Origin of the sequence: Pyrobaculum sp. (assembly GCF_049971835.1) — an archaeon.
Lineage (GTDB): Archaea > Thermoproteota > Thermoprotei > Thermoproteales > Thermoproteaceae > Pyrobaculum.
Genome location: NZ_JBMFKV010000071.1, coordinates 1 through 9,679, shown reverse-complemented (window position 1 = coordinate 9,679; position 9,679 = coordinate 1). Strand labels below are relative to the sequence as shown.

Here is a 9,679-nt window from a genome sequence, read left to right as displayed (position 1 = left end):
ACACCGTTGCCGAAGGCGGAGTGCGTTGGGAGAATAGCCGTTACAGAATTAGGAAGAGAAAAGTGTACAAGGGCACGCGGCGGGTGGGTGCCAAGGATCCCGTGACGGGGACTGCGCTGTGAATAGGCCACGCTGATGGGGCGCCTCGCTATACACTTTCCACGACTCCCCACAGTAGGTCGTGGCGGAATCTGAAGGCTTCGCGCGTCCTCGTGTCGAAGACTTCGAACTCGTCGTTCACCGGCTTTATTAGATACGGCCCCACCCGCTCCGGGGGGTGGCCCGAGGTGGACAGGGCGAGGTACATGGCGGCCGCCATGACGGGGCCTCTGAGCTTGGGGCAGAAAAACGCCGCGGTCTTCCCGTTCGCAACCAGCTCCTCCAGCCTCCTGCAGAACTCCTCCATAGCCCCCTCGTCCCCTACAAGCTCCACGGCTCTGAGGGCCCACTTAACCGCGATGCCGAATTCAATCCCGACGCGGGCGAAGAACCACGCGTCGCTTGTGTTAGCCGCCAGCTTAGCCCGCTGCGCCTCTAGGAGCCGCAACTGCTCCGTGGTGTAGCCGGAGTTGTCGCCTCCCAGCAACACGTTGATGTACTCCCTGAGGAGGCCCCAGCCGCCCGATCCCAACCTCTCCTCAAAAGCCCTGTCCACCACCTCCCCCACCCAGTCTACCAGCCTCCGGAGGCCCTCCCTCCACGGCGCGGGGCCGTCGCACCCGCAGTCCCGGCTCCACCTGCCCAGCCCGTGGGGGCAGCTCCACGACGTTCTCTCGATGATCTCCACCTCCCCCCTGTACCCCCTCTCGTAGAGGGCGCCGAGGTTGCCCAGCTCGCCCCGCCTCGCCTCTATGAAGTGGGCCAGCAACCTGTCGCCCCCCTTTATGTGGTGGCCGAAGGTCTCGCCGTCGAGCGCAACTACGACGTCGCCAGAGGCGCCTTTCAGCAACTCTCCAAACTTCTCAAATCCGGAGAAGGCCAGGGCGTTGGAAAGCTCCTCGTCCCTCACGAATACGGCGATGCTCCTACCACTAGGCAAGACGACTTTATACGGCCCGCCAGCGCGGCGCCCCTTCACCTGGCTCTGGGTGAGCACCGTGTAGTAGATGCCGCTGTCCACCAGCACCTCTAGAGTCTCCAGATCCACCGCCATCTCAGGTAGCCACATCCCCTCGGGGCTCCTTTTGAAAACCCTCTTGAAGTACTCCACCCCCCAGTAAACCAAGACGTCCCTATCCCTCCTGGGGACTAGGGGCAGAATTACGTGGTAGTAGGGATGCGCCAGGGCGTTGCCGTGCCCCCACCTCTCCAGCCCCGCCCTATCCCCCTCCAGCAACGCCTTGTAGACAAGGGGCCTGTGCGCCCTGAGCCAGTTCATCAGAGGAGGTCCCACGTCGAAGCTAACCCAGCCGTAGTTCCCCAGCTCGGCGTTGGGCTCGTAGCACTCCCTCGAAACCCTCTCGTTCCAGTGCCTGTAGGGCGAGGCGGAGGGCTCCGGCAGTATAAGCTCAAGCCACGGGTCAGCCCTCTCCGGCTGGTAGAGATGGAGATGAAAAACAATCACGTGTAGAAGCCGCTGTGGATATATAAACTAACAGCCAAATAGATGCAATATTTAAACACCACTATTAGACACGTCGTGGATCGCCTAGCCGCGGTCGCGCTAGCCACCTCGGTGTTTGCCTTAGTGCTAATGGCGACATACTACATAATAGTGGTCAGGTCACCCACGGAGTTTAGGAATATCACTAAAAAAGAGCTGTTAGTAATCGCCGCCATTTTACTTATCTTCTTTACCGCGACCTGCCTCCTCGTCCACTGCCTTAAGTAGGGCCGGTATGACCACCTCGGCGTCGTCGGGCCCCACGTACTTGATGTTAATCAACTGGACGCCACCCCGGAACTGGAAGTATACAAATTCGCAGAAGCCGCCGAGGAGGGGGCGCCTCCTGGCCAGCACTCTGTAGCGCTCGGTGATCTCCACGGCCTCGGCCCCCTCGGGGACCTGCGCCACTTCTCTAAACACGTCCATGGAAATGACGCGGGTTCCGTCCTCCTCCACGATCCGCGCCACGGGCTCCCCCCTCTCGTCGACGTAGGTCTTGACAATAGGCACGGGGTGGGAGAAAAACCAGTTTAAAAAAGAGAGTTGTAAAAAGCTTAGATTTGTTCTACTTCGGCAACTGGCTCCTTCCTCCTCGACAGGGCGAAGTACAGCCCGGCGGCGGAGAGTCCGCCGACGGTGGCCACGGCGTCTAGCGTGGTGATGGGCACCCCACCCACGACGGCCACGATGGGTGTCTTCACCACCTTCTCCACGTCGCCGTTTACCTCTATGTCCTGGCTTACCTTGACCCTGCCTCCGACGTCGACGTTCACCTTGTAGGTGCCGGCCAGCACGTCTTTGAACACTATGGCGCCGGCGCCGTCTGTCTTGCCCGACGCCGGGAAGCCCTCAAGCGAGACCGAGGCCTCGCTGATTGGCTGGTTCAACGCGCCGACCACCACCACCTTCACGTTGTATATGCCGAGGGTCACCGGCTGGGGCTTGGCCACCAGCGAGTTGACCACCACCTGCGCCGCCTTTACGCCCTTGTAGCTGACGTCCACTGTGAAGGGCTCGGGCTTGTAGACCTTAACCTCTACGTATCCCGCGGAGGCCGAGGCCTCGAATTTGTCTGCTGTGGCTGATAGGTAGGACACCGGCCTGCCCTTGGTGTCCACCACGGGTATCCTCATGGGGGACCAGTTAATCATGAAGGTGTAGACGCCTGGCTCCTTGGTGTCGCCTATCTGCACCACGAGGTAGGCCTGCCTCCCGTCTGGCGAGATGGAGGCCGCCCTCAGCCCGCTACCCCACACCAGCTTGACGTCTGTGGCGTTGCTAATCATGGCGTTGCCGGGCGTCCTCACGGCTACTATCCTCGCCAGCTCGGGTAGCTGCATCACGATGGCTGTCCACTGGCCGTCGGCCAGCTCTGCCTCGGTGACGTTGACGAGGGCGCGGTCGGGCAACCACTTCACCTGGGCCTCCTTGTAGACGATGGGTATGTAGATCACGTTGACGGCGCTGGGTAGGTTTGTCGACACCTTGAACTGCTCGCCGTACACCAGTGCTATCTTGTACCTAATGTTGAAGTTCCACACCGGGGGCACCAGGTACGAGACGCTTCTCACTATGATGTTCTGGTTCACGTCGGTTATTGTGTCCACTAAGCCGCCCTCAATAGATATGTCGCCGGCGGCCTCCTTGCCTATTATGTTGGCGTCAGCTGTGTATGCAAACACGGCGTAGCCGAGCAACCTCCATCCCTGGGGCACCCCCACCTCTGCCCCGGTCACCGCCAGCTGGCCGCTGGCTTGGACAGTCGCCGTCTGTTTAGAGAGGGACTTCACAAGTATTGCGGCTGGCATGGGGGCGCCCTGGGCGATGGATATCTTGTACTTGCCCGGGGTGTTTATCTCGACGACCTTGGGCTCGACGCGGTATACGGTGGCGGGTGTGCCGTCGGGCTTCTCCACCGCCTTCACCACGTAGGGGGCGTAGGGCTCAATGGTGAGCCTGGCCATAGCGTTGAAGCCCTGGGCCAGCTTGCCGTCTGGCACGTTGACCTCAATAACCGAGTCGCCGCTTAGCGGTATGTAAGAGGCCTTTACATAGGTGTATGTCACCCTCACCTTGACCTCCACCTGGTCCTTCGCGGTGTTGACGAGCGTCACCTTGGAGGCGTCGGGGCCTACGTACACCGCCGAGATGAAGCCGTTTTGGTCAAAAGTTTTCGACAGCTGGCCGTCTGCGCCTATCTGAATTGAGGGGTAGGCGCCGAGGAACTCGATCTTCATGCCGGCGTAGACGTACCCCTCGCCGGGGGTTACATACGGCTTGGCCAGGGTGGCGAATCCGGCTCCCTGTATTTTTATAGTGGTCTCCTCGACCTTATATGCGATTTGTTCTAGTTTTGCCGTAGGGGGTATGACCACGGTAGTGGCGGCTAAGATCAACGCCGCTAATCCTAGCGTGATTAGGAATGTTTTGGTCATGTAGGGTAGACGCACCCCCTTTTTAATGCCAGTACGCAGAAACAGACTCAAATTAGTGAGATATGACGGTAATATACAACAGGTTTATAACCCCCAAGCATCGCCGGGCTTACAACCGTTATAAACGACTACTTAGGCACACCCGTGGCTGAGCGGTGGCTTAGGCGGGGTGAGAGGTATAAAGCCTTTGCGTATGAGTTCTATCAGCGGGGGCTTTACCCAGAGGCGTGTTTCTTCGCTCAGCAAGCCGCCGAATTTCTCCTAAAGGGGAGGCTTATAGAAGCCACTGGATCGAGGCCGTATACGCATTCCATCTACCACCTCGTTAAAATGCTGTTTGAGGCCCTGGGGGCGGAGCTTGGGGAGGGGGTTGCGAGGTGCGCCAAGTATCTCACGGAGCAGTATATCGGTAGCCGCTACCCAGATGCGAGAATGCTTGACTACGACAGGTGGGATGCTGAGCAATGTATAAAATGTCTTGAAGAGGTTTGGAGAAGTGTTGAGAAAACTCTTTCTTAAGTCGCATGCCGAGGTAGAGGAGTGGATTAAGTCGCTGTGCGCAGGGGGGTACACCGTGGTGCTCTTCGGATCCAGGGCGAGGGGAGAGGCGAGGATTGACAGCGACTGGGATCTCGTGGTGATTGGCAGATCCCCGCCTGGGGAGCCTCCTAACGACTTGGCGCAGGTTCACTTCGCCACGCCGGAGGACGCGGCCGCCGAGGTGGAGAGGTTCAACACAGTGTTTGTAGACGCCTTCTACGAGGGGCGTCTCGTATGTGGAGACTCCGAGCTGTTTCAAAAACTTAGAGAACTTGTTCTGAAGAAGACCCAGGGGCTAGTCAAGACCCGTGACGGCTGGGTGCCCGCGCAACTCCGCCGCTAAGCCCCGAACTAGATTCCACATCTTCAGCTTGGCCGTATAGGCGCCTGCTTAGTACCTATACACCAGCACACCTCTTCCCTTTGCGTATTTCTCTATGTCGTCTCCTATTCTGACGCCGGCGAGGATGGCGACGGCGGGCTTGCCGTATGCTCCGCGGGCGGCCTCCGCCTTTCTAGCCACTGCGTCGACGTCTCTCCTCCTCGGCTTTGTCTTGACCTCCACGACGTATACCGATCTGTCGGTCTCCACGAGGAGGTCGATATCCAAGCCGTCCACGCGGGCGTTGCGGCGCCTCGACAGCACCACCTCCCCCCTAGCCCTAACCTCCTCTCTAAGATCCTCCCAGACGTACCGGGAGAGGGTAGCCTCGGTTAGAGAGCCTAAACTGTCTTCGATGTTGGATACGCGTTTTTCTAGACTAGCTGTACGTGTCTCTAATGCAGATACTCTTGTTTTTAATTCTTTGAGTTCTGCAGTGACTTGTGTAAACCCGGCTTTGGTGTAGTCCGCAAGCGCCTTCAAAGCCTCGGCCACTGCCCTCATCTCCTCACTACGGGCTTCTGCAAGGGCCTTCTTTACAGCCCTCTCCACCACCTCCTCAAGCGTTTTCAAATCCACAGACACAGATCCATGCCGGCGCAACTTTTTAAAAATTTTTAGAAGTGCCCAGCTCCGCATCTACATGGGCCCCCGCGCGTCTCTGCTTAAGTGCGGCCGCAGCGCCTCTCGTCTGCATAGTCGTATATAGCCAGGGCCGCTATCGCCGCGGCGGGCGCCGCCAGGTGGAGAAACGCCAGCTGGTAGGAGGTCTGGGCAAGCCAGCCGCTGACGGCGGGGCCTAGGGCCATTCCGACGTGGCCCGCGGCGAATAGAACCGCCGTGGGGGCGGCGCGGGGCGGGGGGCTTCTCTCAGCCGCCCTCGCCATGGCGGTCGGGGTTATGGGCGCGCTGGCGGCGGCGACGGCGGCCAGCGCCGCGGCGAGCTGGGCGGGGTCTCTGCAGTGGGGGATGTAGGCAAGGGCGGCTCCGTACGCCAGCGCGCTGATCGGCATCAAGGCGTATGCCTCCTGTGTCTATCTATCACGTAGCCTACCAGGGGCTGACGCGCCGCGTATACCAGCGCTTCGAAGGCCAGCAGTTGGCCCGCCACCTCCTCGCCGTAGCCGAGGCGTTTTACATACAGCGGCAGTAGGGCGAGGAGGGAGTACAGCATGTACCACTCCAGGGCGAACACCGCGGCGTACCTACCCCCGCCCCGGGCCGCCGCCGGCAACATGCGGAGGGCCTCCCCCAGCGGCCTTCTTGGATCCGGAGGCGCGGCCCGGCTCAGCGGGATGACGGAGAGCGTCAGAAGGGCTGAGGCCGCCACAGCCGCCTCGTATCCAAACACAGCGGCTGTGTACCCGCCGGCGGCCGGCGCCGCCACCCCGGCGGTTGCGGTGACCGCGTTGGCGATGGATATTGCCCTCCCCCGGCCGCCGCCTGCCTCGGATATGAGCGACCAGATGGCCGGGGCCGCCAGGGCGCCGAAAACCCCGGCGGCCACCCTCCCGGCGAGTATAAGAGGGAGGTCTTTGGTGAGGAGCGTCAAGGCGCCCGCCGCCGCGGCGGCCGCCCCCAGCGCAAGCGCCGTCCTCCGGCCCAGCGCCTCGGCGAGGGGGCCGGCGACCAGCACGACGGGGGCTCTTGCGGCCCCCAGCGCGCCCACCACGGCGCCTACCGCCGCGGGCCCCAGACCCATCGCCTCGAGATACGGCGGCAGGACCGGCACCAGGTGGGCGGGGGCGAAGTAGAGCATAAAGAGGGCTGTGTAGAGTTCCGGGAGCCCGGCCGGGGGGACACCACGCCCCTCGGCTCTGCTGGAGCCTTGGCGCATCTACTCAATAGGGAGCTATCTTTAAATAGCGAAATGTGTGTAGAGCCGTGGCAGTGGTCTACAGCACGCCGTATATGGGGACTTTTCTGCACAGCACTTCTTCGTGGGAGTGGCAACCTCCGGTTAACTACACCGGGAATTTTGAAATAAAGGGCGGGTCTTACCACGCCGAGGCGCCTAGTGTCCGGGTGGTGGATGCGGTGCTCATTGTGAGGAGGTCTGAGAGGGCGCCGTCTGCGGTGGTTATGGGGCAGGCCGAGGTGATTGTGGGGCTTGACGAGGTGGGGCGCATAATCAACCTCGAGATCGACTTCATCGACTTCTACGAGATTGACAGGGAGGAGGCTCTGCGGATACTGCGCTCGGCTAGATGGTAAAGTCGCTAAAGGCAGAGGTGAGGGAGGTGAAGCCGGCCGTTGCGGAGTTCACAGTACAGCCGTTTGGTAGAGTTACTATTAAGCTTCACCCCATTGATTTTACAATTTACCAGGTTGGAGGGGGCTACTTGGTTAATATATTGGCGAAGCAATACATAGGAGTTGAGGCGAGGTATTTCGGCGGGGTTCCGTGCGCGCCTGAGCTCCCTCGCATAGTTGTGGGGCTTGAGCGCTCCGAGCTAGGCACAGCGCGGCTTAAGGTGGGGAGCGACGTCATAGATGTCTATGGAGATTGTCAAGGTTATGCTGGCTCCTAACGCCTCCGATATTGAGGGGTTGCCTTGTGTAAACGCGCAGTGGGTTCACGGCATCAGAGTGCAGCCACGAAGTTGATGTAGAACACATCTCTCAGCGGAATCACTTTAGGCATCTGGCTGAGCACCTCCAGTCGAGGCTGTACCTAACGCCGAGAGAGGTTGATAAACTCATTGAATCCGTTTTAGGGCCCTTCGGCGCTGGCCTCGCGTTGAACTACGGCACGTTGCGGCAGGGCGGTAAATACACGCTCTGTCTAGACATAAGGTGTCGACACCACAGCGCCAAGGTACTCTTGGTTGTGGATAAAACAGAGACATGTACGCTTACCAAAACCGCATATCCAAACCCTAACTGCAAGCCCAAATATGTCCTGCAACTATGCTAAGGCTAGTCCTCCGGCGGGCGGTAGTGGAGCCACTTCATCGCCGCTAGCCACATGGTCCACCAAAACGCCGCCTCCCACGCCGCCCTCGCCACGGGCGCCGCCACGTCGCGGGCGAATTTGTCGAAGGCGCGCCTAAGCGCGGCGGCCGCCTCCGGGTTTGAGCCCCACTGCTTAAGGACGGGCTTGGCGGCTTTTGTCCACCTGTAGCGGTTTCCCTCCTTCTTCAAGTAGCCCCTCTCCACAAGCCATTCGAGGATGAGCTCCACCCTTTCCCTCGGCATCTCCGTGAGAAATGCGATTAGGGGCGGGTGCGCCCCCATGCCCGCCAGCGCGAGGACGAGGAAGTCCTCAAGCTCCAGCCGCGGCGCCGCCACGTATTTCTATACACGGCTACTTATATTTTTTATGTTGCCCCCGCCGCTCTGCAACGCGCCGACCCCCGCCGGCGGTGGGACGCCCCGACGGCTCAACGCCCACGCGGGTCGCCCTACGCCGGGAGTCGCCCAGGGTTGCAACAAGCCACATGGCAACCTATCCGACATCTCTGGAATCCACCTGCTGTCACCTGCAATGCGGCTCTTGGAATCATCTGTTGGGCCCCTGAGCCTCCAAGGGACGGGGAGGGGCGTTCTGCCTAGCCGCCACATGCCGATCCCCCTCATCGTAGATGGGATAAAAACTGACGTTATCCCAAGCTTCTTTACAAACATATAAATGTGTGCACGGCGCGGCGAAGAATGGCGCTGGGTCTCGGCTTTCTCTACACCTCTGGCCCGCCGCCTCTGCGAAGAATGGCGCACGGCCAGGCCGAACAGCGGAATATATGAATGTAAAACGCGGCGGAGTAGCGTCCGCCGGACAAGCAAAAAACCTACAAAAAACTTAAAAACCCACAAAAACCATCAAAACCAGCCCCAGAAATCAAAAGATAGTTGAAACCGCTAGCCATGACATATCCCTCGTTTAGTAGCCATTCTCTCAACCAGAAATCAAAAGATAGTTGAAACTTGGGGGAGGGGTTATGTGGGGGGCGGCCTGGGTGGGTAGCCAGAAATCAAAAGATAGTTGAAACAGAGACTTAGGGAGGCTGGCTACGCAGTAGCGAGAGTGGATCCAGAAATCAAAAGATAGTTGAAACCTCAGCGACTACGATATGTGTCTGCGCCACCGCGATGGCACGTGGCCAGAAATCAAAAGATAGTTGAAACTCGTAGCACTTCACGCCGAAGGTGTCCTTGTACTCTCTCTCTCCAGAAATCAAAAGATAGTTGAAACGCGAAATATCGGATTTTTCGTCGAATAATCTAAGTAAATAGTGACCAGAAATCAAAAGATAGTTGAAACACCATCACGTAGGCGTCTATCCGCACCTCCCTGCTTGTGTCCAGAAATCAAAAGATAGTTGAAACGCTAGGCTCGTGCAGGCCTGCGCAACACGCGTGCTGTATCCCCCAGAAATCAAAAGATAGTTGAAACTACGCTTCTGCAACTCTTTTGCAAGCTCTACAGCTTTTCTCGCCTTTACAACACAGTCAACCAGCTCCCCGCATGCTTCAATTTCTCCGATTGTTCTTTCCAGCTCTAGTAGCTCCTCCGTGGCTTCTTTTTTCAGAAACTTCAACACGGATCTCATAGTCCTACAACAGCCCACTCTACTGTTTCACCTCCGGCGTTGACATACCTCACTACCATACACCTAGATCTAGATCTGAGCAATACATATCCGCGGGACCACCAGTATAGTGTGTAGCCATCTGCCACGACTTCGTACCCAGCGTCGCTATCATATGGTATTAACT

At 59.0% G+C, this 9,679-nt stretch carries 13 protein-coding genes and 1 CRISPR repeat array; of the genes, 5 read left to right on the top strand and 8 right to left on the bottom strand.

What is annotated here, in order from left to right; translation table 11 throughout:
• Nucleotides 1–148: 148 nt before the first annotated feature.
• On the bottom strand, nt 149–1,564 hold the full coding sequence (locus ACP5J3_RS07540; RefSeq protein WP_428495122.1) for a DUF3536 domain-containing protein: 1,416 nt from the start codon (nt 1,562–1,564) through the stop codon (nt 149–151).
• A 75-nt stretch (nt 1,565–1,639) separates the two neighbouring features.
• Between ACP5J3_RS07540 and ACP5J3_RS07535 the strand changes: the two genes are divergently transcribed.
• Nucleotides 1,640–1,831 carry a hypothetical protein gene (locus tag ACP5J3_RS07535; RefSeq protein ID WP_428495121.1) on the top strand — a complete coding sequence of 64 codons (192 nt, stop codon included), beginning with the start codon at nt 1,640–1,642 and terminating at the stop codon, nt 1,829–1,831.
• Here ACP5J3_RS07535 and ACP5J3_RS07530 read toward each other — a convergent pair.
• Together ACP5J3_RS07530 and ACP5J3_RS07525 are read right to left on the bottom strand one after the other, a co-directional pair.
• Complete coding sequence (locus tag ACP5J3_RS07530) at nt 1,781–2,116, bottom strand: hypothetical protein (protein ID WP_428495120.1); 336 nt, start codon at nt 2,114–2,116, stop codon at nt 1,781–1,783. The two genes, ACP5J3_RS07535 and ACP5J3_RS07530, sit on opposite strands and share 51 nt — an antisense overlap.
• 44 nt (nt 2,117–2,160) lie before the next feature.
• On the bottom strand, nt 2,161–4,041 hold the full coding sequence (locus ACP5J3_RS07525; protein WP_428495119.1) for a carboxypeptidase regulatory-like domain-containing protein: 1,881 nt from the start codon (nt 4,039–4,041) through the stop codon (nt 2,161–2,163).
• Between the two features lie 144 nt (nt 4,042–4,185).
• Between ACP5J3_RS07525 and ACP5J3_RS07520 the strand changes: the two genes are divergently transcribed.
• Both ACP5J3_RS07520 and ACP5J3_RS07515 read left to right on the top strand, forming a co-directional pair.
• Complete coding sequence (locus ACP5J3_RS07520; RefSeq protein WP_428495118.1) at nt 4,186–4,560, top strand: HEPN domain-containing protein; 375 nt, start codon at nt 4,186–4,188, stop codon at nt 4,558–4,560.
• Nucleotides 4,541–4,924, top strand: coding sequence for a nucleotidyltransferase domain-containing protein (locus ACP5J3_RS07515; RefSeq protein ID WP_428495123.1), 384 nt, complete (start codon nt 4,541–4,543; stop codon nt 4,922–4,924). The genes ACP5J3_RS07520 and ACP5J3_RS07515 overlap by 20 nt, the downstream gene beginning before the upstream one ends.
• A gap of 48 nt (nt 4,925–4,972) precedes the next feature.
• Here the strand turns inward: ACP5J3_RS07515 and ACP5J3_RS07510 are convergent, their stop codons facing one another.
• The 3 genes from ACP5J3_RS07510 to ACP5J3_RS07500 form a co-directional block, all read right to left on the bottom strand.
• Nucleotides 4,973–5,548: a hypothetical protein gene (locus ACP5J3_RS07510; RefSeq protein ID WP_428495117.1), complete on the bottom strand. Its 576-nt coding sequence runs from the start codon at nt 5,546–5,548 to the stop codon at nt 4,973–4,975.
• An 80-nt stretch (nt 5,549–5,628) separates the two neighbouring features.
• Nucleotides 5,629–5,976: an MFS transporter gene (locus ACP5J3_RS07505; RefSeq protein WP_428495116.1), complete on the bottom strand. Its 348-nt coding sequence runs from the start codon at nt 5,974–5,976 to the stop codon at nt 5,629–5,631.
• Nucleotides 5,976–6,800 (bottom strand): MFS transporter, encoded by an 825-nt coding sequence (locus tag ACP5J3_RS07500; RefSeq protein ID WP_428495115.1) that lies wholly within the window; start codon nt 6,798–6,800, stop codon nt 5,976–5,978. Before ACP5J3_RS07500 ends, ACP5J3_RS07505 begins: the two co-directional genes overlap by 1 nt.
• Nucleotides 6,801–6,847: 47 nt before the next feature.
• On the opposite strand from ACP5J3_RS07500, the gene ACP5J3_RS07495 reads away from it, so the two are divergent.
• Nucleotides 6,848–7,177 (top strand): hypothetical protein, encoded by a 330-nt coding sequence (locus ACP5J3_RS07495; protein ID WP_428495114.1) that lies wholly within the window; start codon nt 6,848–6,850, stop codon nt 7,175–7,177.
• Nucleotides 7,171–7,494 (top strand): hypothetical protein, encoded by a 324-nt coding sequence (locus ACP5J3_RS07490; protein ID WP_428495113.1) that lies wholly within the window; start codon nt 7,171–7,173, stop codon nt 7,492–7,494. The genes ACP5J3_RS07495 and ACP5J3_RS07490 overlap by 7 nt, the downstream gene beginning before the upstream one ends.
• A gap of 388 nt (nt 7,495–7,882) precedes the next feature.
• Here the strand turns inward: ACP5J3_RS07490 and ACP5J3_RS07485 are convergent, their stop codons facing one another.
• Both ACP5J3_RS07485 and ACP5J3_RS07480 read right to left on the bottom strand, forming a co-directional pair.
• Nucleotides 7,883–8,254 (bottom strand): hypothetical protein, encoded by a 372-nt coding sequence (locus tag ACP5J3_RS07485; RefSeq protein ID WP_428495112.1) that lies wholly within the window; start codon nt 8,252–8,254, stop codon nt 7,883–7,885.
• Between the two features lie 6 nt (nt 8,255–8,260).
• Nucleotides 8,261–8,590 carry a hypothetical protein gene (locus ACP5J3_RS07480; protein WP_428495111.1) on the bottom strand — a complete coding sequence of 110 codons (330 nt, stop codon included), beginning with the start codon at nt 8,588–8,590 and terminating at the stop codon, nt 8,261–8,263.
• Nucleotides 8,591–8,794: 204 nt separating this feature from the next.
• Nucleotides 8,795–9,356: direct repeats of the CRISPR family, unit length 25 nt; unit sequence CCAGAAATCAAAAGATAGTTGAAAC.
• Nucleotides 9,357–9,679 lie beyond the last annotated feature (323 nt).

Coding starts and splice junctions, on each gene's coding strand:
- ACP5J3_RS07525 (WP_428495119.1), bottom strand. CDS start 4,041: ATGACCAAAACATTCCTAATCACGCTAGGATTAGCGGCGTTGATCTTA.
- ACP5J3_RS07505 (WP_428495116.1), bottom strand. CDS start 5,976: ATGCCGATCAGCGCGCTGGCGTACGGAGCCGCCCTTGCCTACATCCCC.
- ACP5J3_RS07500 (WP_428495115.1), bottom strand. CDS start 6,800: ATGCGCCAAGGCTCCAGCAGAGCCGAGGGGCGTGGTGTCCCCCCGGCC.
- ACP5J3_RS07490 (WP_428495113.1), top strand. CDS start 7,171: ATGGTAAAGTCGCTAAAGGCAGAGGTGAGGGAGGTGAAGCCGGCCGTT.
- ACP5J3_RS07480 (WP_428495111.1), bottom strand. CDS start 8,590: ATGTTTGTAAAGAAGCTTGGGATAACGTCAGTTTTTATCCCATCTACG.